Origin of the sequence: Ectopseudomonas composti, assembly GCF_900115475.1 — a bacterium.
GTDB classification, from domain to species: Bacteria; Pseudomonadota; Gammaproteobacteria; order Pseudomonadales; family Pseudomonadaceae; genus Aquipseudomonas; species Aquipseudomonas composti.
Genome location: NZ_FOWP01000006.1, coordinates 17,782 through 37,421 on the forward strand (window position 1 = coordinate 17,782; position 19,640 = coordinate 37,421).

At 63.4% G+C, this 19,640-nt stretch carries 21 protein-coding genes; 5 read left to right on the forward strand and 16 right to left on the reverse strand.

All coding sequences use genetic code 11. The annotated features are described in order from the left end of the window. The first annotated feature begins 69 nt into the window (after nt 1–69). A complete protein-coding gene (gene murI, locus BM059_RS12580) occupies nt 70–861 on the forward strand; it encodes a glutamate racemase (RefSeq protein WP_074939027.1) in 792 nt (263 codons plus the stop codon). 93 nt (nt 862–954) lie between these two features. Beyond that, nucleotides 955–1,470 (forward strand): acyloxyacyl hydrolase, encoded by a 516-nt coding sequence (locus tag BM059_RS12585; RefSeq protein ID WP_074939029.1) that lies wholly within the window; start codon nt 955–957, stop codon nt 1,468–1,470. Nucleotides 1,471–1,538: 68 nt separating this feature from the next. Here the strand turns inward: BM059_RS12585 and BM059_RS12590 are convergent, their stop codons facing one another. From BM059_RS12590 to BM059_RS12665, 16 genes are all read right to left on the reverse strand, one after another. Then, nucleotides 1,539–2,399 (reverse strand): LysR family transcriptional regulator, encoded by an 861-nt coding sequence (locus tag BM059_RS12590; protein ID WP_074939031.1) that lies wholly within the window; start codon nt 2,397–2,399, stop codon nt 1,539–1,541. A gap of 114 nt (nt 2,400–2,513) precedes the next feature. Beyond that, entirely contained in the window at nt 2,514–3,647 is a 1,134-nt protein-coding gene (locus tag BM059_RS12595) for an HPP family protein (RefSeq protein ID WP_074939033.1), read from the reverse strand. A gap of 94 nt (nt 3,648–3,741) precedes the next feature. Continuing rightward, nucleotides 3,742–3,969 carry a hypothetical protein gene (locus tag BM059_RS12600; protein WP_074939035.1) on the reverse strand — a complete coding sequence of 76 codons (228 nt, stop codon included), beginning with the start codon at nt 3,967–3,969 and terminating at the stop codon, nt 3,742–3,744. Beyond that, nucleotides 3,962–5,410: a cytochrome-c oxidase, cbb3-type subunit I gene (gene ccoN, locus BM059_RS12605; RefSeq protein WP_074939037.1), complete on the reverse strand. Its 1,449-nt coding sequence runs from the start codon at nt 5,408–5,410 to the stop codon at nt 3,962–3,964. Before ccoN ends, BM059_RS12600 begins: the two co-directional genes overlap by 8 nt. 323 nt (nt 5,411–5,733) lie before the next feature. After that, nucleotides 5,734–6,048 (reverse strand): YkgJ family cysteine cluster protein, encoded by a 315-nt coding sequence (locus BM059_RS12610; RefSeq protein WP_074939039.1) that lies wholly within the window; start codon nt 6,046–6,048, stop codon nt 5,734–5,736. 63 nt (nt 6,049–6,111) lie between these two features. Beyond that, entirely contained in the window at nt 6,112–6,639 is a 528-nt protein-coding gene (locus BM059_RS12615; RefSeq protein ID WP_074939041.1) for a DUF2878 domain-containing protein, read from the reverse strand. Beyond that, complete coding sequence (locus tag BM059_RS12620; RefSeq protein ID WP_036999199.1) at nt 6,632–7,906, reverse strand: SAM-dependent methyltransferase; 1,275 nt, start codon at nt 7,904–7,906, stop codon at nt 6,632–6,634. The genes BM059_RS12615 and BM059_RS12620 overlap by 8 nt, the downstream gene beginning before the upstream one ends. Next, nucleotides 7,893–8,693 (reverse strand): DUF1365 domain-containing protein, encoded by an 801-nt coding sequence (locus BM059_RS12625; protein WP_074939043.1) that lies wholly within the window; start codon nt 8,691–8,693, stop codon nt 7,893–7,895. The genes BM059_RS12620 and BM059_RS12625 overlap by 14 nt, the downstream gene beginning before the upstream one ends. Further along, a complete protein-coding gene (locus tag BM059_RS12630) occupies nt 8,693–9,940 on the reverse strand; it encodes an NAD(P)/FAD-dependent oxidoreductase (protein WP_074939045.1) in 1,248 nt (415 codons plus the stop codon). The genes BM059_RS12625 and BM059_RS12630 overlap by 1 nt, the downstream gene beginning before the upstream one ends. Beyond that, entirely contained in the window at nt 9,937–10,692 is a 756-nt protein-coding gene (locus BM059_RS12635) for an SDR family NAD(P)-dependent oxidoreductase (RefSeq protein ID WP_074939047.1), read from the reverse strand. Before BM059_RS12635 ends, BM059_RS12630 begins: the two co-directional genes overlap by 4 nt. After that, nucleotides 10,689–11,111 (reverse strand): nuclear transport factor 2 family protein, encoded by a 423-nt coding sequence (locus BM059_RS12640; RefSeq protein WP_036999193.1) that lies wholly within the window; start codon nt 11,109–11,111, stop codon nt 10,689–10,691. The genes BM059_RS12635 and BM059_RS12640 overlap by 4 nt, the downstream gene beginning before the upstream one ends. Beyond that, nucleotides 11,108–12,544, reverse strand: a complete 1,437-nt coding sequence (gene phrB, locus BM059_RS12645) for a deoxyribodipyrimidine photo-lyase (protein WP_074939049.1) — start codon at nt 12,542–12,544, stop codon at nt 11,108–11,110. The genes BM059_RS12640 and phrB overlap by 4 nt, the downstream gene beginning before the upstream one ends. Beyond that, the gene (locus BM059_RS12650) at nt 12,532–13,488 is read right to left on the reverse strand and encodes a MerR family transcriptional regulator (protein ID WP_074939354.1); all 957 of its coding nucleotides are present in this window, start codon (nt 13,486–13,488) and stop codon (nt 12,532–12,534) included. The genes phrB and BM059_RS12650 overlap by 13 nt, the downstream gene beginning before the upstream one ends. A 4-nt stretch (nt 13,489–13,492) precedes the next feature. Beyond that, nucleotides 13,493–14,443 carry a YbgA family protein gene (locus BM059_RS12655; protein WP_074939357.1) on the reverse strand — a complete coding sequence of 317 codons (951 nt, stop codon included), beginning with the start codon at nt 14,441–14,443 and terminating at the stop codon, nt 13,493–13,495. A gap of 167 nt (nt 14,444–14,610) precedes the next feature. Continuing rightward, complete coding sequence (locus BM059_RS12660; RefSeq protein ID WP_036999188.1) at nt 14,611–14,841, reverse strand: TIGR02450 family Trp-rich protein; 231 nt, start codon at nt 14,839–14,841, stop codon at nt 14,611–14,613. Continuing rightward, entirely contained in the window at nt 14,838–15,824 is a 987-nt protein-coding gene (locus BM059_RS12665) for an NAD(P)/FAD-dependent oxidoreductase (protein WP_074939051.1), read from the reverse strand. Before BM059_RS12665 ends, BM059_RS12660 begins: the two co-directional genes overlap by 4 nt. A gap of 191 nt (nt 15,825–16,015) precedes the next feature. Between BM059_RS12665 and BM059_RS12670 the strand changes: the two genes are divergently transcribed. The 3 genes from BM059_RS12670 (at nt 16,016) to BM059_RS12680 (ending at nt 19,583) form a co-directional block, all read left to right on the forward strand. After that, nucleotides 16,016–16,918 (forward strand): TIGR01777 family oxidoreductase, encoded by a 903-nt coding sequence (locus BM059_RS12670; RefSeq protein WP_074939052.1) that lies wholly within the window; start codon nt 16,016–16,018, stop codon nt 16,916–16,918. 12 nt (nt 16,919–16,930) lie between these two features. Further along, nucleotides 16,931–17,953 (forward strand): ferrochelatase, encoded by a 1,023-nt coding sequence (gene hemH, locus BM059_RS12675; RefSeq protein WP_074939054.1) that lies wholly within the window; start codon nt 16,931–16,933, stop codon nt 17,951–17,953. Nucleotides 17,954–18,251: 298 nt separating this feature from the next. Further along, nucleotides 18,252–19,583 carry a spinster family MFS transporter gene (locus tag BM059_RS12680; protein WP_074939055.1) on the forward strand — a complete coding sequence of 444 codons (1,332 nt, stop codon included), beginning with the start codon at nt 18,252–18,254 and terminating at the stop codon, nt 19,581–19,583. Nucleotides 19,584–19,640 lie beyond the last annotated feature (57 nt).

The following is a 19,640-nucleotide window of genomic DNA, read 5'->3' on the forward strand; positions in this document are numbered from 1 at the left end:
AGGAACGAGCTCTGCTCGCGAATGTCGCCGCACCCTCAAGACGCTTCGCGAGCAGAGCTCGCTCCTACAATGAGTCAGTCGCAGGCGCCGATTGGCGTTTTCGACTCCGGCGTCGGCGGTCTGTCGGTGCTGCGCGAAATTCGTCAGCTACTACCCAACGAGACGCTGCTTTACGTCGCTGACAGCGGCCATGTGCCTTACGGCGAGAAAAGCCCGGAATACATTCGCGAACGCTGCGTGCTGATCACCGAGCACCTGCTGGCGCAGGGGGCCAAGGCCCTGGTGCTGGCCTGCAATACCGCCACGGCCGCAGCTGCCGCCGAGCTGCGCGAGCGCTATCCGCACTTGCCCATCGTCGGTATGGAGCCTGCGGTAAAACCGGCGGCGGCGGCGACCCGCAGTGGCGTGGTCGGTGTGCTGGCAACCACCGGTACGCTCAAGAGCGCCAGGTTCGCTGCACTGCTCGATCGCTTCGCCAATGATGTGCGGGTGATCACTCAGCCCTGTCCGGGGTTGGTGGAATGCATCGAGGCGGGCGAGCTGCAGGCAGCGGCTACCCGTGAGCTGCTGCAGGGCTATGTCACGCCGCTGCTGGCCGAGGGCTGTGACACGCTGATTCTCGGCTGTACCCACTATCCCTTCCTGCGTCCGCTGCTGGGCGAGCTGGTGCCACCCTCGGTGACCTTGATCGACACGGGGGCCGCCGTAGCGCGTCAGTTGCAGCGCTTGCTCGCTCAGCACGATCTGCTGGCCACTGAGCCGGCGCAGCCGACACGCTACTGGAGTAGCGGAGAAACATCGCAGCTTTGCCGCGTATTGCCGATTTTGCTGAGCGAAGAAGCCGAAGTTCTTTCGATATAGTGAATTTTTTTCAGATCAGGGTTTCCCTGTTATCGGATGCTTCTATATTTTTGTCACAGCCTGATAAAAACCCTCGCTAAAAAGGAATGACTCATGAAGAAGTTGTACGCCTTTGCCGCAGCAACAGCCCTCACGTTCGGAACTATGGGTGCTGCACAGGCTGCGGATGTAACCGCGGCTATTGGTCAGAGCGGTGATTCAACGATGGTTTATCGCCTGGGTGCGCAGTGGGATTGGAACCACAGCTGGCTGGAGAGCAGCTACGGCCGTCTGACTGGCTACTGGGACCTGGGTTACACCTACTGGGATGGTGACGAGACAGCGAGCAACCACAGCGTTTCCTTCGCGCCGGTATTCGTTTACGAGTTCGCCGGGCAGAACGTGCGTCCTTACATCGAAGCCGGTATCGGCGTTGCCGCTTTCTCCAGCACCGAACTGGAAAGCAACGAACTGGGTTCGTCGTTTCAGTTCGAAGACCGCATCGGCGTCGGCCTGCGTTTCGCCGGGCAGGAAATCGGCCTGCGTGCGATCCACTACTCCAACGCTGGTCTGAAGAAGCCAAACGATGGCGCCGAAGCCTACACCGTGCATTACCGCATGAGCTTCTGAACAGTCATTGACATGGCTATGAAGAAATCGCCCCTCTATACGAGGGGCGATTTCGTTTCAGATGGTGCTTAGATCATCGGGTCCCAGCGCTGCGACCAGTCCGTGTCCTCGGCGATGATTCCGCGCAGCAGATCGAACGCCTGCTGCAGCACCACCGAGTCGCGCTCGCGGGAATACACCAGGTAGGTCGGGTAGCTGAACTCGGGGGCGCGCGGCACGCGTTTTAGCACCTTCTTGTCCAGGTAGCTCTGCACCACTCGCGTGCGGAAGTAGCCAGAGCCGCCGTGCTCGAGAATGTACTGAAGGGCCAGCGGCCCGAGGTTGAACGATACTGGCGCCTTTGCCCGATCCGGTAGCGCGCTGTCATGCTGCAGGCGGAAGGCCTCGCCCCAGTCGACGTACACATAGGGTTCGGGATTCTTCGCGCGTACCAGGATCAGCTTTTCTTCCAGCAACTGCTCTACCTGCATGCCCGGCCAGTAGTTCGGCTGATAAACCAAGGCTGCATCGAGCACGCCCAGTTCAAGCTGACGCAGCAGCTCCTGGCCAGCGCCGATATGGGAGTGCACGGCGTACTGGTCGATGTGCGTGCGGATGCGGCTGACCCAGCGCAGCATCAACGGGTTGCACAGACTGACCTCGCCGCCGATGTGGATGACGTTGTGATAGCCGTCCGGTAGCGGCAGGTCGCGCTGCGCTGCCTCCCAGGTTTGCAGTATCTGATTGGCGTAGGCGACGAAGGCTTCGCCGTCGGCCGTTAGCTTGGCCCCGGCTCGGTTGCGTACGAACAGCGTGCAGTTGAGGTGACCTTCGAGCTTCTGGATGCGCGCCGTGACGGCTGTCTGGGTAACGTGCAGGCGTTCGGCGGCGGCGATGAAGCTGCCGCTGCGAACGATTTCCAGAAAGGTGCGGATCAGATCGATGTCCATGTCGTGGCGGTGCTCAGCAAGCGGGCAGACGGGCAGTGTAAGGGCTGCTCTGGCACTTTTCGATGAGCAGCCGCATTAGGGGGGCGCGAGCTTGGATCGCAGCACGTCGTCGCCTCAATCGAAGTGGGCCAATAGATCTCGTTGCAACGCCGCAATCACGTCGGTCTGGGTGATGATCCCCACCAGCTTTTCGTTCTCCAGCACTGGCAGGCAGTGCAGGCCGCGATCAGATAACACCCCAATCAGGTCGACGACGTGCGTGTCGACATCGGTGCAGCGTACCGGGCTGCTCATCAGCTCCCCCAGGCGCGGGCGAGGGCGTCGCTTGAACAGGCCAAGGCGCTTGGCCGGGCGGTGATGCAGGGGGGCGATCAGGTCGCTGAGGCTGACGATGCCGACCAGTTGCTGGTTATGGTCGAGGATTGGCAGCGCCTTGAGGTGGTGGTGGCGCAGCAGGTGCAGGCCCTGTTTGATGCTGGTGCCCGGCGTGGCGCAGATCAGGTCGCGTGACATCACCTGGCCGGCACGGATATCGCCCATGCTGCGGCGCAGCGCATAGCGCTCGGTGCTTTTGACGATCATCGCCAGGTCTTCGCGAGTCACGTCGACGAAGGCGCCGAGTTCGTCGAGCGCCTGGTCGAGGTCGGTATCGCGGATGCCTACGCGCTCGCCGGGCAACGGGTCGCGGGTATGGTGTGCATCGGCTGCTGGCGCAGTCTGGCGCGGGTAGCGCATGCCGGTGAGGTTGTTATAGATCAGCGCACTGCTCAGCAGGCCCAGCGCGGCGATCACCACCGTCATGGCTGGGTGCCAGGCGGGTATACCCGGTGCCACGGGCGCGAATACGACGCAGAAGGCGATGGCACCGCCTGGCGGGTGCAGGCAACGCAGCGGGCACATCAGCAACAGGCTCAGACCTATCGCCAGGGCGGCGCCAAGCAGGCTGTGATCGAGCAGATGACCGACCAGCACACCGACCAGAGTGGCGCACAGATAGCTGCCGAGGATCGACCAGGGTTGCGCCAGTGCGCCCGAAGAGACGGCGAACAGCAGTACCGCCGAGGCGGCCAGCGGGCCGGAGAAGTGCACGGCCAGCTGCGGGCCGAAAAGCTGGCCGCATAGCCAGGTGGTGAAGACAAAACCCAGGCTGGCGCCGAGTGCCGCGCGCAGCCATTCGCGTGGCCGCGTGTGTGGAGCCTCGGGGAGAAAGGCGATGCACCATTGGTGCAGGCGTGATGGTGTGTTCATGGTATCCGGTCAAAAAGAGGGCCCTTCACTACTGAAAAGCCCTGAGGGTGCCGCAAGCGGCACTTCTGGACGCCCGTCCGTGGGCGAAGGAACGTCAAGCGAGCAGAGACTCTTCGGTCGGATTGCCGGGCTCTTCGAGTGGCTGCGTGGTGACCTTGCAAGGGCGGCCCGTGGCTTGCGTCATGCGCGCCGCCGCTTCTGGATCGTCGGCGAAGGGCAGCAGGCTGGCCTGGTCGAGCGTCGACGGAATGCTACAGCTCAGCCAGCAACCGAGCAGGCAACCCAGCGTGGCGAGAACCGGCAGGATCAGGGCGTCAGGCATGGGCGGCGGCTCCAACATCCGGGGTGGAGTGCACGGCATCGATGCGTTCGCCGCTGCGCACCGTCAGCCAGGTGTTCCAGGCCATCAGCAGCATGCCGCTGGCGAAGACCGCCCCGCCAAGCAGGCGCACGACATAGCCGGGGTGGCTGGCTTCCAGCGCCTCGACGAAGGAGTAGGTGAGGGTGCCGTCCTCGTTCACCGCACGCCACATCAGGCCCTGAGTGATGCCGTTGACCCACATCGAGGCGATGTACAGCACGGTGCCGATGGTCGCCAGCCAGAAGTGCGCATTGATCAGGCCGACGCTGTGCATCTGCGTGCGACCATAGAGCTTGGGCAGCATGTGGTAGAGCGCGCCGATGGAGATCATCGCCACCCAGCCCAGGGCTCCCGCGTGTACGTGGCCGATGGTCCAGTCGGTGTAATGGGAAAGCGCGTTGACCGTCTTGATGGCCATCATCGGGCCTTCGAAGGTGCTCATGCCGTAGAACGCCAGCGAAACGACCAGAAAGCGCAGGATCGGATCGGTGCGCAGCTTATGCCAGGCGCCGGACAGGCTCATCATGCCGTTGATCATGCCGCCCCAGCTTGGCGCCAGGAGGATGACCGACATGGCCATGCCGAGGGTTTGCGCCCAGTCCGGCAGAGCGGTGTAGTGCAGGTGATGCGGGCCGGCCCAGATATACAGGGTGATGATCGCCCAGAAGTGCACGATGGACAGGCGATAGGAATAGATCGGCCGCTCGGCCTGCTTGGGCACGAAGTAATACATCATCCCCAGGAAGCCTACCGAGAGGATGAAGCCGACCACGCTATGGCCGTACCACCACTGGATCATTGCATCGGTGGCGCCGGAGTACACCGAGTAGGACTTGAGCAGCGAGACCGGTTTGGCGATGTGGTTGACCACATGCACCATGCCCGTGACGATGATGAATGCACCGTAGAACCAGTTGCCCACGTAGATGTGGCGCACTTGGCGGCGAGCGATGGTGCCGAAGAACAGGTAGGCGTAGATCACCCACAACAGGGTGACCCACAAGGCGATCGGCCACTCCATCTCGGCATATTCCTTGGAGGAGGTGATGCCCAGCGGATAGCTGACGATCATCGCCAGCACGGCTGCCTGCCAGCCCCAGAACAGGAAGTTGGCCAGGCCGTCGGAGATGATCCGTACTCGACAGGTACGTTGCAGCACGTAGAACGAGGTGGCGAACAGCGCGCCGCCGCCGAAGGCGAAGATCACCAGATTGGTGTGGACGGGGCGGATACGTCCGAAGCTGAGCCATGGAATACCGAAGTTCAATTCCGGCCAGACCAGTTGGGCCGCGATGAATACACCCATGCCCATTCCGAGGATGCCCCAGAACAGGGTTGTGAGGGTGAAGCGGCGAACGATTTCGTAGTTGTAATAATGGGGGGCAGTCGCAAGGGTAGCCATAATGAATCCGTCTTGCTGAGAATTTCAGGCATGTCTCTCCTGTCGCTCGGAACGGGCTGTTGGTGGGTTCGCGAGAGCGTGGCGGGGGCGAAGGAAAGAGCACCGAAAGTGTGCGGGACGGCGATGGATTCGACTAATTAATAATAAATACGCTTTTATTCTGTTTTTTTGATATCAAGCCATGAAGTGCGACCGAGTAACGCACTGGATTGGTGCTGGTGCACTGAAATGGCTCGGTGTTGAGCCAGGGTGTTCCTTCATGGTTGATCGTTATGTATTTATAGAAATGCACTTACTCAACATTAAAATTCATACATAAGATGTTACTGGCTATAGGCGGTGGCGATGCCGCGCCGTTCTTCCAGGCATTCGGCGGCGCCGAGTTCGAACTCGCGGCAGATCAGCGGGCGCTGTGCATAGATGGTGCAGCGCATGCTGTCGCGATCGAGCGCTATGCACCAGCCGTCGTCCAGGCGGCGCATGACCTCACCGCCCCAGGCGTCGGTCTCGATGTAGCGTTGTGGCACGCCGGTGTCGCCGATCAGCATCACTTCCAGTTGGCAGCAGCAGGCTGCACAGGTGCTGCAGCTGACTTCGGGCTCGGTTGGCAGTTGGGTATGGGGAATGGTCTGGCTCATGGCGCGGCAGTGTACGCCATGCGCTGGTGATCAGGGGCCTGTGCTGACCGGCGTACCGCCAGCCTAGGCCGAATGACGGCTACGCAGGTGCTGTTGGTACTGAGCGCGGTACAGTTTGGCGAAGCCGTGCAACACCGGCATGACCACGGCCCAGACCAGCGCCAGAATGGCCAGGGTCTGCCAGGTGCCGAGCGGCAGTGCGACGCCGGCGATCTTGGCGCCGCCGTAGTAGGACAGTGGGGCGCCAAGCGCACCTAGAATGCTGCCGCGCCACCAGGGCTGCGCGGTCCAGGCCAGGCAGTGGTTGAGGGTGCTGGCCAGCAGCAGCCAGAGCAGGGCCAGCCACAGGGGAATCAGCTGACGCTCTTCGCCGAAATCGAAAACCCCAAGGTTGAGCAGAAAACTGTCCAGCGCGCTGCCAGCGAGGAACACGCTGAGCAGCAATTTGCCTTCTGCGGCCCAACTGCTGAGCCACAGCAGGTGCACGCCGATGATCACCGCCACTATCAGCAGCCAGGGGCTGTCGCCTGCGAAGACGCAGGCCAGCCAGCCGAGCTGGAACAGGAGGGCATTGGCGATCAGCTTAGGCATTGAAGTTTCCTAACAGAGGCGCAGGGCGAGCGGCCGGTTTGGCCAGCAGCAGTTGCGCGGTGCCAATGGTGCGTTCGAGGAAGCCGCCTTCGCAATAGCAGAGGTAGAACTCCCACAGACGAAAGAAGTAATCGTCGTAGCCCAGTTGCTCGAGGCGCTGCCGAGCATGGCGCAGGTTGTCGTGCCACAGGCGCAGGGTGCGTGCGTAGTGCAGGCCGAAATCTTCCATGTGGTGCAGGTTGAAGTCGGTATGCCGGGTGACCACATCGAGCATCTTCTGCACCGACGGCAGTGCGCCACCGGGGAATATGTAGCGCTGGATGAAGTCCACCGACTTGCAGGCCTGCTCGTAGCGCTGGTCACGAATGGTGATGGCCTGCAGCAGCATCAGCCCATCAGGCTTGAGCAGGCGCGAACACTGTTCGAAGTAGGTGGGCAGGAAACGGTGGCCGACGGCTTCGATCATCTCGATGGAAACCAGCTTGTCGTACTGGCCATCGAGGTCGCGGTAATCCTCCAGCAGCAGGGTGACGCGATCTTCCAGGCCCAGCTCGCGAATACGTAACGCGGTGTGCGCGTGTTGCTCGCGCGACAAGGTGGTGGTGGTTACCCGGCAGCCGTAATGAGCAGCAGCATAGATGGCCATGCTGCCCCAGCCGGTGCCGATTTCCAGCAAGTGGTCGCTGGGTTTCAGCGCGAGCTTCTGGCAGATGCGCTCGAGCTTGTTGAGCTGCGCCTGCTCCAGGGTGTCTTCCTCGCTCGCGAACATCGCTGCCGAGTACATCATGGTCGGGTCGAGGAACTGTTCGAACAGGTCGTTGCCCAGGTCGTAGTGCGCGGCGATGTTGCGGCGCGAGCCCTGTCGGGTATTGCGATTGAGCCAGTGCAGACCCTGGATCAGCGGCCGACCCAGGCGCGCCAGGCCGCCTTCCATCGCGTCCAGCACATCGAGGTTGGCGACGAAGATGCGGATCACCGCAGTCAGGTCCGGCGTGCTCCAGTAGCCATGGATATAGGCCTCGCCCGAGCCGATCGAGCCATTGCCAGCCACCAGCCCCCAGACTGCAGGATCGTGCACCGTGATTTCGGCGCGCAGGCTAGCCTGCGGGTTGCCGAAGTGCAGACTGTCGCCCGCTTCATGGACAACCAGCAGACCGTGGTGCAGGTTCTGCAGCTGGCGCATTACGGCGCGCCGCAACAGGCCGGCGCCAATGCCGTTGCCACTGCGTACCAGGTTTCTGGTGGAGGTCAGGCTAGAGCTCTTCATGGTGCATGTCCTTCACTTGCGGGCGGGCGACACGGAAGCTGCCTTCCGCGGGCTTGTGGTCGAAAATCGGGATGCGCTTGAACAGCAGGCGCATCGCCTGCCAGTAGATGGCGGCGAGGGTCTTGCCAGTCATCCAGGGAAAACTCAGCAGATAGCGGTGCAGGCTGGCGCGGTCGAGAGCTTCGCGGTGCAGGCTAAGGCTGGCGTCGAACAGCTTGGTTTCGCCTTGCCAGTCGGCCATGTGCACGCCAAGGCGTTCGCCGACGGCGCTGAAGCTCATGCGGTATTGCAGCTCGCGCGGCAGGAAGGGTGATACATGGAAAGCCTTGTCCACGCTGACCTGGTGGCGGCCGTCGCCATCTGCCGGCAGTACGTAGTGATAGCGTTCGCGCCACGGCGTATTGCTGACCTCACAAAGAATCGCCATCAGGCGTTCGTCGGCGTCATGGCAGTAGAAGATGCTCACCGGGTTGAAGGCCAGGCCCCAACTGCGTGGCTGGGTCAACACGCAGACGCGACCTTGGGGGCGCGTACCCAGTGCCTCTGCCACGCGCTCGCGCACGGCCTCGTGCAGCGCCACGCCCCGGTGGGTTGATTCGGGCAGGTAATCGGTCTCGCGGAAGGCGAACGGCGCGAAGCGGCCGGAGCCGGCCAGCTTGGACAGGGCGAACAACTGCGCCTGTTCGCTCAGGTCGAGGTACAGCAGGCCCATGCGATAGCGAAAGGCATGGGCACGCGGGGCGAAGCGGCGATGCAGCACCCAGCCGCTGTACAGGGCGCTGTGCATCAGAGTGTCTCTCCGAAGGCACGCGCCACGCGCAGTGCGCTGACCACGCCGTCTTCATGGAAACCGTTGGCCCAGTAGGCGCCGCAATAGTAGGTGTGCTGGGCGCCAAGCAGCTCCTCCCAGCGTGCCTGGGCCGCCGTGCCCGCCAGACTGTACTGCGGGTGAGCGTACTGGAAGCGGGCGAGGATCTTGCTCGGGTCGATGGCGGCGGTCTGGTTGAGGCTGACGCAGAAGGTGGTATCGCTGTCGATGCCCTGCAGGATGTTCATGTCGTAGGTAACGGCAGCCGATTGGCTGCTCGGCCCGCCCAGGCGATAGTTCCAACTGGCCCAGGCCAGCTTGCGCTTGGGCAACAGGCGCGTGTCGGTATGCAGCACCACGTCGTTGTTGGCGTAGGGCAGGGCGCCGAGAATCTCCCATTCCTTGTCGCTGGCCTGGTCGAGCAGGGCCAGCGCCTGGTCGCTGTGGCAGGCGAAAATCACCTTGTCGAAGCGTTCGCTACCGGCCGCGCTGTGCAGGGTGACGCCGTCCTGGTCGCGGACCACGCGGCTGACCGGGCAGTTGAGGCGAATGCGCTCGGCGAAGCTGGCGGTCAGCGGCGCCACATAGCTGCTCGAGCCACCTTCGATTACCTGCCAGGTCGGGCGGTCGCTGACCGAGAGCAGGCCATGATTCTTGCAGAAGCGCACAAAGAACTGCAGCGGGAAACCGAGCATGTCGGCCTGCGACATCGACCAGATGGCCGAGCCCATCGGCACGATGTAATGCTCGATGAAGCGGCGGCCATAGCCGTTGCTGTCGAGGTACTGGCCGAGTGTGGTGTCGGCATCGATGCGGTTGTTGGCCAGGTCGTCGAGCGACTGCCGATTGAAGCGCAGGATGTCGCGCAGCATGCCCCAGAAGGCCGGCGACACCAGATTGCTGCGCTGGGCGAAGAGGGTGTTCAGGTCGTGGCCGTTGTATTCCACGCCGGTGGCCGGGTCGCTGACCGAGAAGCTCATCTCGGTGGGCTTGAAGGCGACGCCGATCTGCTCCAGCAGGCGGATGAAGTTGGGGTAGGTCCAGTCGTTGAAGACGATGAAGCCGGTATCGATGGCGTAGCTGCGACCCTCCACCTGCACGTCGACGGTGTGGGTGTGGCCGCCGATCCAGTCGCTGGCCTCGAACACCTGGATGTCGTGCTGGCGGTTGAGCAGATAGGCACAGGTCAGGCCGGCGATGCCGCTGCCGACGATGGCGATTTTCATGCGTTGTCCTCGTTACGCGCCAGACGGCGACCTATGGCCAGTTGCAGGCTGCTGGGCAGGCTGCCGAGCAGTTTCAGGATGGCGATGAAAGGGGTGGGGAACGCGATCTCGTGCGGGCGCTTTTCCAGGCGTTCGGCGATGTGCCGCGCGGCGCGTTCCACGGGCCAGCGCATGGGCATGGGAAAGTCGTTCTTCTGCGTCAGCGGGGTGTCGACGAAACCAGGGCTGACCAGGGTGACGTCGATGCCTTCTGCCGCCAGATCGATGCGCAGCGTCTGCATCAGGTAACGTATGGCGGCCTTGGACGCGCCATAGGCCTCGGCGCGTGGCAGCGGCAAAAAGGTCACCGAACTGCCGACACCGACCAGGTGTGGACGCTTGCCCTGGCGCAGCAGGGGCAGGGCGGTCTCGATGCAGTAGCTGGCGGCGAACAGGTTGGTGCTGACCACGCGTTCGATCATCGCCGCCTCGAACTGGCGCACGTCGACGTATTCGCAGGTGCCGGCGTTGAGGATCACGCAGTCCAGCGCGCCCCATCGTTGCGCGATGCGCTCGCCGATGGCACGCACCTGTTCGGGGTCGGTCAGGTCACCCGGGGCGACCAGTACCTGTTCGCCATAGCGGGTGGCGAAATCCTCCAGTGGGCCATTGCTGCGGGCACTCAGTGCCAGCTGGTGTCCGGCTTTGAGTAATTCTTCGGCCAGTGCAGCACCGATGCCGCTGCTGGCGCCGGTGAGCCAGATACGCTTCATGCCAGCCTCCGCTTCAACCAGGCGATCACGCTGCCAAGCACTGGCAGGTGTTCGTAGAGCAATGCGCCGGCATCGAAGTAGTCGCGGTGCTGATAGACGCGGTCGCGCCAGAGCAGGTGCGAGCAGCCTTCGACGGCGATTTCCTCGCCGCCACGCAGGCGTGGGTGGCGATAGCGCATGGTCCAGCGCAGGTAGCCCTCGCCATCCGCGACCTGATCGAAACCGTGGAACTCGAAACGCAGCGCCTCGACGTTGGCGTACAGCTCGGCGAAATAGCGGCGTACCGCTGTCAGCCCATGCACTTCATGCAGCGGGTCGCGAAACAGCACATCGTCGCTGTACAGCTCGCCCAGCAAGTTGAGGTTGTCCTTGTTCAGCGCGGCGAAACGCTCGGCAAAGTCTTGGAGAAATGTGCTCATGCCGGCACCTCCCGTGTGGAGAGGTTCTTGAACGCCGCCAGTGCGCGCTCGCGCGAGCGCGACAGATCGACGATCGGGCGCGGATAGCCGGAGGGCGCGAACAGGCCGCCCAGTGCGGACGGATCATGAATATCGCACTTGTTCAGCCCGGCCAGCTCTGGCACCCACTGGCGAATGAACTGGCCTTCGGGATCGAACTTCTGCGACTGGCTGATCGGGTTGAAGATACGAAAGTAGGGCGCCGCATCGGTGCCGGTTGAGGCGCTCCACTGCCAGCCGCCATTGTTCGCCGCCAGGTCGCCGTCGATCAGGTGACGCATGAAGAAGCGCTCGCCCTCACGCCAGTCGATAAGCAGGTTCTTGGTCAGGAACATGGCGACGACCATGCGCAGGCGGTTGTGCATCCAGCCGGTTTCCAGCAACTGGCGCATGGCTGCATCGATGATCGGCAGGCCGGTGCGACCTTCCTGCCAGGCGGCCAGCTCCTCCGGCGCGTGGCGCCAGGGTAGTGCCTCGGTCTCCAGGCGGAAGGCGCGGTGGCGCGAGACGCGTGGGTAGCCGACCAGGATGTGTTTGTAGAACTCGCGCCAGAGCAGTTCATTGATCCAGGTGACGACGCCTGGGTTGCCGCTGTCGAACTCACCCTGATTGGCCGCGAGTGCGGCATGCAGGCACTGTCGCGGCGAGACGACGCCGGCGGCCAGGTAGGCCGACAGCTGGCTGGTGCCAGGCTTGGCGGGGAAGTCGCGTTCATCCTTGTAATAGGCCACCTGCTCGTCGGCAAAGCGCTCCAGGCGCTGCAGCGCGGTGTTCTCTCCGGCGGGCCAGAGCAGGCGCAGGCTGTCGCTGGGTGTAGCGAAACCCTCTACGGTTTCGGGAACGGCGTCACTGCTGATGGCCAGTGACGTTTGTGCCAGCGGTGGGGCGATCAATGCCGGCAGGGACGTGTGCAGGCGCTCGTAGCACACCTTGCGGAACTGGCTGTAGACCTGGAAGTAGCCGCCGGAGCGGGTCAGTACGCTGCCAGGTTTGAACAACAGCTGGTCGAGGTGGCTGTGCCAGGCGATGGCCTGCTGGCCGAGGTAGGCGCAGACCTGCTGATCGCGCAGGCTTTCGTTGATGCCGTATTCCTCGTTGACGTGCACGGTGCTGATGTCGTGCTCATGGCAGACCTCGGCGACCTGCACCGGCGCCTCGCTCCAATCGTGGCAGTGGCGTACCAGCAGCGGCACATTGAGCGCCGCCAGAGCCTTGCTCAACTCGGCCAGGTTGCGCAGCCAGAAGTCCACCTTGCTCGCGGCGTCGTCGTGGCGCTGCCACTGGCCCGGCGTGACGAGATACAGGGCGATGGTCGCGCCGCTGCTCATGGCCCGACTCAGGGCCGTGTTGTCCTGGGTACGCAGGTCGCTGCGAAACCACATCAGTTGCTGCATGGGGTTACCTCTTGAGCGCCAAACAGGCCATGGCGCAACAGCCAGGCATAGGCGGCGAGCGGGTCGCAGGCCGACTCCAGGCCGGTCAGCGCATCGCGGTGAATGTGGGCTGCTGGGCCGGCGATCAGCAGTGGCACCGGGCACAGTTCAGCCAGGCGCGGCAGATGACGGCGCACCAGGGTGCCGTCCAGCGCTTCTTCGGCGTACAGCAGCACGGCGCGCGGGGCGATGTGCTCCAGCGCCGTCAGCAGTTCGTTGGGGGGCAGCGGCCAATCGAAGACCTCCACCGGACAGTCGCTGGTGCTGGCCAGCCAGGCACACAGCCACAGGCCTGGTTCCATCGGCGCTTCGCCGAGGTTGATCAGCAGCAGTGGCGCGCCACCGACCTGGCGATTGCAGTGGTAGATGCGGGTGGCCAGCTTGCTGCGCAGCCAGGAGAGGAAGAACACCTGCTCGGCGCGCGCACCGAACTGGCCTTGCCAGCGCTGACGCAAGTCCCCCAGGAGCGGCCAGAACAGCTGTTCGACCAGGGTGCTGGCCGGGTAGAGCGCCAGTGCCGAATTGAAGCGGTCGTCCAGCCGTCGCTCGTTGAGCTGGGCGATGCAGGCGAGCAGTTCATTACGCTGGCGTGACCAGTTATCGGTGCTGGTGGCCTGGGGCACCTGACCATGGTCGAGCAGTGCCTTGACCTGGCCAACAGCGACGCCGCGCGCCAGCCAGGCGAGGATGGCATTGATGCGTTCCAGATTGGCCGGCGAGTAGAGACGGTGCCCCTTGGGCGTGCGGTACGGCACGATCAGTCCGTAGCGGCGCTCCCAGGCACGCAGGGTCACGGCGTTGATGCCGGTGCTGCGCGCTACCTCGCGAATCGGCAGATAGCCTTCGTCGAGTGCCTGGCGGTAGTCGTGGCCGATTTCGTCGTCGGCGATGGTTTCGCTGGTCATGGCGTCACAGCGCATTGCGCAGGCTGAGGGGCTCGGGGTGCGGTTGCAGGTAAGCCTGCTCGGCGATGTAACGGTCCGGGTGACGGCGGAAGTGGTGCTTGAGCAGGGTCAGCGGCACTACCAACGGCACGATGCCGTCGCGGTACTGGCCGATCAGTTGCTGTATTTCCTGCTTTTCGTCGGAGCTGAGTGCACGCTTGAGGTAGCCGCTCAGGTGCTGCAGCACGTTGCTGTGGGTACCGCGTGTCGCGCATTTCTTCAGTGCGCTCATCAGCTCGCTGAAATACTGCGGCGCCAGTTCGCCGAGGTCGTGCTGGCCGAGCTCGCCGAGCATGCGCCCGAGCGATTTGTAGCGCGCCGGGTCGGTGGCCATCAGCAGGTATTTGTAGCGCGAGTGGAAGGCGATCAGTGCACGGCGCGTCAGGCCCTGCTGCAACAGGCGTTGCCATTCGGCGTGGGCGTAAACGCGGGTAATGAAGTTCTCGCGCAGTACCGGGTCGTTGAGGCGACCGTCCTCTTCCACCGGCAGGTCCGGGTGGCGCGCGCAGAAGGCGGCAGCGAAGATGCCGCGGCCCGGTTCGCTCGGGCGTCCACCTTCCTGGTAGACCTTGACCCGCTCCAGGCCACAGGAGGGCGACTGTTGCATGAAGATGTAGCCGCTGATGCCCTGCAGCTCGGCCGCCATGCGTTCGCCGTAGGCGGCCAGTGCATCGGTGACGTCGCGCGAGCGATCGACGGTGCCCACGGCGCGCGGCGCATGCGGATCGCCGACCAGGCGAATCGGTTCTCGTGGGATCGACATGCCGATGCCCACCTCGGGGCAGACCGGGATGAAATCGAAGTGTTCGGTCAGGCTGCGGCTGCACAGGCGCGACAGCTTATGGCCGCCGTTGTAGCGGACCTCGGCGCCCAGCAGGCAGGCGCTGATACCCAATTTGGCTTTGCTCGCTTGCATAACCTGACCTCGATAGATCTTGTACATGAAGTTATCTATGTACAATTTATGTCTATCATAGGTGCGTTGTTATACAAGTCAAATTATTTGTATAGCTTTGGTATGGCTTTGTGTGTAAGTGAGCGGCGTCAGCCCGGGGGTGACGCCGTCGGGGGCAGCCTGAGGGATCAGCGCCAGCCTTGCAGCCAACGTTCGGTGTCTTGCAGTTGGCGCCAGTCGAGCTGCTGGCTGCGCTGCGTCAGTACGGCTTGAAGCTCGACGCCGAGGACGTTGTCCTGCTCATCGCGGATCAGTTCGGTCACCAGAAAGTGGCGCTCGCGGTTCTGCGGCTGTGCTGCCGTCCATTTCGACAGCAGCAGTTTGCGCGGGTTGAGACGGCGTTTGTCAGGCGTGCTCATTGCAGGTGCTCGAGCAGGCGGCGTGCAGCATCCTGGCCACTGAGCCAGGCACCTTCGACGCGGCCCGACAGGCACCAGTCGCCGCAGGCATACAGGCCCAGGTCGGCGTCGGCCAGCGCGCCCCACTGGTGCGCCTGGGCAGGGCGGGCGTATAGCCAGCGGTGGGCGAGGGTGAAGCTCGGTGGCGGTACGGCGCAACCGATCAGCTCGGCGAAGGCGCTGTGCAGTTGTTCTATCACCGCGTCCTTGGGCAGATCCAGATTCTGCCGGCTCCAGGCGCTGCTGGCGTGCAGTACCCAGGTGTCTAGGTGGTTGTCGCGGCCGGGTTTGCTGCGGTTGCGCGCCAGCCAGTCGAGCGGGCTGTCCTGCACGAAGCAGCCTTCCACGCGAGTCTCCAGTGGGCTGTCGAAGCCCAGTGCTACCGCCCAGGTCGGTTCCATGATCACGCTCGCAGCGGTACCGGCCAGTTTCGGTGCGGCGGCCAGCAGAGCACTGGCTTGGGGGGCGGGCGTGGCGACGATCACGTGGCTGTAGGGGCCGTGGCTGTTGCCCTCGGCATCAAGCAGGCTCCAGTAGCGGTCACCGCGGAACACCTCGGTGATGCGGCAGCTGAACTTGACTGGCAGGGCACCGAGCATGGCGCGGGTGATGGCGCTCATGCGTGGGCTGCCGACCCAGCGCAGTTGCTCGTCAGGGGAGGCGCTGAGCTGGCCGTCCTGGGCGTTGTACAGGCTCGGTTGCCACTCGGCGACCCAGCCTCGGGCTTGCCACTGCTGCACGACTTCGACGAAGCGGCGGTCGCGGGCGGTGAAGTATTGCGCGCCGAGATCCAGGCTGCCGGCGTCGCTGCGTTTGCTCGCCATGCGCCCGCCGCTGCCACGGCTCTTGTCGAACAGTTCGATGTCCTGGCCAGCGGCGTGCAGGGCCTGAGCGGCGGACAGCCCTGCGATGCCGGTGCCAATGATGGCGATGGGTGCGTTCATGGTTACCTCGTCAGCGCTGAATGCTATACAGGCTAAGGTTTGGACAAAAGCTATACAAGAGTGTTTTCATGTACAGCTGTCGCCGAGAGTGGCGCTCCCTTGCTTTAGGTTTAGGACAAACGCGACAGGTATGCGCGTCATGAACCAGACTAAAGGTGAAGTTTCTTCCATTGCCATGCGAGGACGATGCCATGCATATCCTGCTGACCGGCGGTACCGGTCTGATCGGTCGAGCGCTCTGCGCACACTGGGCCGAGCAAGGCCACCGCCTGACCGTCTGGAGTCGCGAGCCGAGCAAGGTCGCGGGCCTTTGCGGCGCTGAGGTTCGAGGTGTCGCCCGGCTCGAGGAGCTGGGTGATGAACCACTGGATGCCGTGATCAACCTGGCCGGCGCGCCGATTGCCGACCGGCCTTGGAGCAGCAAGCGCAAGGCGCTGTTGTGGTCCAGTCGTATCGGTCTGACCGAGCAGCTGCTGAGCTGGTTGCAGGGGCGCACGCAGCGTCCTGCGCTGCTGCTGTCGGGTTCGGCGGTGGGTTGGTACGGCAATGGCGGGGAACGTGAGCTGAGCGAAAGCACGCCGCCAGTGACTGACGATTTCGCTGCGCAACTCTGTGGCGCCTGGGAGGAAACCGCGCTGCGCGCCGAGGAGTTGGGCATTCGCGTGGTGCTGATCCGCACCGGCCTGGTGCTGAGCCCTGACGGCGGCATGCTCAAGCGTCTGCAGCTGCCATTCAAGCTCGGCCTCGGCGGCCGGATTGGCGATGGTCGGCAGTGGATGCCGTGGATTCATATCGCCGACCAAATCGGCCTGATCGATTTTCTCTTGCAGCACGGTGATGCCCGCGGTCCTTATAATGCTTGCGCGCCATTACCGGCGCGCAATGCCGAGTTCACCAAGGCGCTGGGACAGGCGCTGAGTCGCCCGACCCTGTTCCCGGCACCGGCCTTCGTCTTGCGCGCTGCACTCGGCGAAATGTCCGAATTGCTCCTCGGCGGCCAGCGTGCCGTGCCGACGCGCCTGCTGGAGGCTGGCTTCAGTTTTCGTTTCACCCATCTGGATGTGGCTCTGGTGGATCTGCTGAGCCATCAATGACTAGGATTTCGCATGACCGATCACGCATTGTTGCTGGTTAACCTGGGTTCGCCCGCGTCCACCGAAGTAGCCGATGTTCGCCGTTACCTCAATCAGTTCCTGATGGATCCGTATGTCATCGATCTGCCGTGGCCGCTGCGTCGTTTGCTGGTGTCGCTGATTCTGATCAAGCGTCCTGCCGCATCGGCGCACGCCTACGCCTCGATCTGGTGGGAAGACGGTTCGCCGCTGGTGGTGATCAGCCGCCGTCTGCAGGAAGCGATGAAAGTTCAGTGGACCCAGGGGCCCGTGGAGTTGGCCATGCGCTACGGCGAGCCTTCCATCGAGTCGACCTTGCAGCGTCTGGCTGACCAGGGCATTCGCGAGGTGACCTTGGCGCCGCTGTATCCGCAGTTTGCCGACAGCACCACCACCACGGTGATCGAAGAGGCCAAGCGGGTTTTGCGTGAGCGCGATCTGGACATGCGTTTGTCCACGCTGCCGCCGTTCTACGATCAGCCGGAGTATCTCGATGCCCTGGTGGCCAGTGCCAAGCCTTACCTGGAGCAGGCGTTCGATCACCTGCTACTGAGCTTTCACGGCCTGCCGGAGCGTCATCTGCACAAGCTCGATCCCAGCGGTCATTGCCTGAAAGGTGACGACTGCTGCCGCACTGCTTCGCCTGCGGTGCTCGCCAACTGTTACCGCGCGCAATGCCTGCGCAGCGCCGAGCTGTTCGCTCAGCGCATGGGGCTGCGGCCGGAGCAGTGGTCGGTGAGCTTCCAGTCGCGCCTGGGCCGCGCCAAATGGATCGAGCCCTACACCGAGACCCGTCTCGACGAACTGGCGGCGCAGGGCGTGAAGAAGCTGCTGGTGATGTGTCCGGCCTTCGTCGCCGACTGCATCGAGACCCTGGAAGAGATCGGCGACCGTGGCCGCGAGCAGTTCGTCGAGGCCGGTGGCGAAAGCCTGCAACTGGTGCCCTGCCTGAACGATCATCCTGACTGGGCCGCTGCGTTGAAGGTGCTGTGCGAGCGTGCGCCGCTGATGATCTGAGTGCCTGCTCAGGTAAGGCAGGTGCTGTGGGCCATGCCGGTCAGACATTCAATTGTAGGAGCCTGCTTGCTGGCGATCCGCTCAACAAGCATCGCCGGCAAGCCGGTTCTTACAGACTCGCAATACCCGCTGAGCGCCGATTGAATATCGGTACTGAGCCATTCGCCTCGGCGGGTATGAAGCATTCGCCGACCTGATAACACCTTCGAACGATACTCACCGCCATTTATATCGTCCTAAGCTGGCCGCTCTATTCAACCGCCGCGCATCGTGTTCTGCGGTGCCGAGGAGAGCGTCCGTGCATAACAACAATAACGGCTATCCCTCCAGTGCCCGCGCCTGGGCCACTGTTGCCATCCTGATGGTGGCGTACGTCCTGTCCTTCGTCGATCGGCAGATTCTCAACCTGCTGGTCGAGCCCATTCGTCGCGACCTGGCGATCAACGATACGCAGATGAGCCTGCTGATGGGCCTGTCGTTCGCCCTGTTCTACACCGTGTGTGGTATTCCGCTGGGGCGTGTGGCCGATACCCGCAGCCGGCGCGGTCTGATTGCCGTGGGCATTCTGTTCTGGAGCGCCGCCACTGCCGCCTGCGGCATGGCCAAGATGTACTGGCAATTCCTTCTCTGTCGGATCGGCGTGGGTGTGGGCGAGGCGGCGCTGTCGCCAGCGGCCTATTCACTGATTGCCGACAGCTTTCCCGCCGAGCGCCGGGCCACGGCCATCAGTGTCTATTCGATGGGCGTCTACCTCGGCTCGGGACTGGCCTTCCTGGTTGGCGGGCTGGTCATTCAGTTTGCCTCGGCCCAGGGCGACGTAACGCTGCCGGTGCTGGGCGAAGTGCGCCCCTGGCAGTTGATCTTCCTCATCCTCGGGGTTGCCGGCGTGCTCTTCACCCTGCTGATGCTGGCGGTCAAAGAGCCGGCGCGACGTGGTGCTGGCGCCGGTGTCGCGGTACCGCTCAGCGAAGTAGGTCGCTACATTCGCGCCAACCGCCGCACCGTGCTGCTGCACAATTTTGGCTTCGCCGGGCTGGCCTTTGCTGGCTACGGCAGCGCAGCCTGGGTGCCGACCTTCTATATCCGCACCTACGGCTGGGATGCCGGCCAGGTCGGCATCGTCTACGGCAGTATCGTCGCGGTGTTCGGTTGCCTGGGCATCGTCTTCGGTGGGCGCCTGGCAGACTGGATGGCCAAGCGCGGGCGCAGCGACGCCAACATGCGTGTCGGCCTTTATGCGGCGCTGGGCGCGTTGCCGATGGTGGTGCTGTTCCCGCTGATGGACAGCGCATTCTGGGCCAGTGTACTGATGGCGCCCACGGTGTTCTGCCTGAGCATGCCGTTCGGTGTGGCGCCAGCGGCGATCCAGGAAATCATGCCTAACTCGATGCGCGGCCAGGCGTCGGCCATCTATCTGTTCGTCATCACCCTGATCGGTCTGGGCGTTGGGCCGACCGCCGTGGCGCTGGTCACTGACTTCGTCTTCGCCGATGACGCCGCGCTGCGCTATTCGCTGCTGATCGTCACCACGTTGGCGGTATTGATGTCGATTGTTCTGCTGGCCAAGGGCCTCAAACCTTACCGCGAGAGCGTTATACGTCTGGAGCAATGGGCTGCCAATCCAGCCTGAACAGGCGCTTTTTTCTGCCATGCCGAGCATTGTTCGGCATGGTTTATGCGCCAGTGC

Excerpts from the sequence above, each read along its gene's own strand:
- hemH (WP_074939054.1), top strand. The coding sequence starts at position 16,931 with ATGACCGATCACGCATTGTTGCTGGTTAACCTGGGTTCGCCCGCGTCC.
- BM059_RS12620 (WP_036999199.1), bottom strand. The coding sequence starts at position 7,906 with ATGAAGAGCTCTAGCCTGACCTCCACCAGAAACCTGGTACGCAGTGGC.
- BM059_RS12600 (WP_074939035.1), bottom strand. The coding sequence starts at position 3,969 with ATGCCTGACGCCCTGATCCTGCCGGTTCTCGCCACGCTGGGTTGCCTG.
- phrB (WP_074939049.1), bottom strand. The coding sequence starts at position 12,544 with ATGCAGCAACTGATGTGGTTTCGCAGCGACCTGCGTACCCAGGACAAC.
- ccoN (WP_074939037.1), bottom strand. The coding sequence starts at position 5,410 with ATGGCTACCCTTGCGACTGCCCCCCATTATTACAACTACGAAATCGTT.
- BM059_RS12655 (WP_074939357.1), bottom strand. The coding sequence starts at position 14,443 with ATGCAAGCGAGCAAAGCCAAATTGGGTATCAGCGCCTGCCTGCTGGGC.
- BM059_RS12590 (WP_074939031.1), bottom strand. The coding sequence starts at position 2,399 with ATGGACATCGATCTGATCCGCACCTTTCTGGAAATCGTTCGCAGCGGC.
- BM059_RS12665 (WP_074939051.1), bottom strand. The coding sequence starts at position 15,824 with ATGAACGCACCCATCGCCATCATTGGCACCGGCATCGCAGGGCTGTCC.
- murI (WP_074939027.1), top strand. The coding sequence starts at position 70 with ATGAGTCAGTCGCAGGCGCCGATTGGCGTTTTCGACTCCGGCGTCGGC.
- BM059_RS12630 (WP_074939045.1), bottom strand. The coding sequence starts at position 9,940 with ATGAAAATCGCCATCGTCGGCAGCGGCATCGCCGGCCTGACCTGTGCC.
- BM059_RS12625 (WP_074939043.1), bottom strand. The coding sequence starts at position 8,693 with ATGCACAGCGCCCTGTACAGCGGCTGGGTGCTGCATCGCCGCTTCGCC.
- BM059_RS12610 (WP_074939039.1), bottom strand. The coding sequence starts at position 6,048 with ATGAGCCAGACCATTCCCCATACCCAACTGCCAACCGAGCCCGAAGTC.
- BM059_RS12670 (WP_074939052.1), top strand. The coding sequence starts at position 16,016 with ATGCATATCCTGCTGACCGGCGGTACCGGTCTGATCGGTCGAGCGCTC.
- BM059_RS12660 (WP_036999188.1), bottom strand. The coding sequence starts at position 14,841 with ATGAGCACGCCTGACAAACGCCGTCTCAACCCGCGCAAACTGCTGCTG.
- BM059_RS12640 (WP_036999193.1), bottom strand. The coding sequence starts at position 11,111 with ATGAGCACATTTCTCCAAGACTTTGCCGAGCGTTTCGCCGCGCTGAAC.
- BM059_RS12650 (WP_074939354.1), bottom strand. The coding sequence starts at position 13,488 with ATGACCAGCGAAACCATCGCCGACGACGAAATCGGCCACGACTACCGC.
- BM059_RS12595 (WP_074939033.1), bottom strand. The coding sequence starts at position 3,647 with ATGAACACACCATCACGCCTGCACCAATGGTGCATCGCCTTTCTCCCC.
- BM059_RS12635 (WP_074939047.1), bottom strand. The coding sequence starts at position 10,692 with ATGAAGCGTATCTGGCTCACCGGCGCCAGCAGCGGCATCGGTGCTGCA.
- BM059_RS12585 (WP_074939029.1), top strand. The coding sequence starts at position 955 with ATGAAGAAGTTGTACGCCTTTGCCGCAGCAACAGCCCTCACGTTCGGA.
- BM059_RS12615 (WP_074939041.1), bottom strand. The coding sequence starts at position 6,639 with ATGCCTAAGCTGATCGCCAATGCCCTCCTGTTCCAGCTCGGCTGGCTG.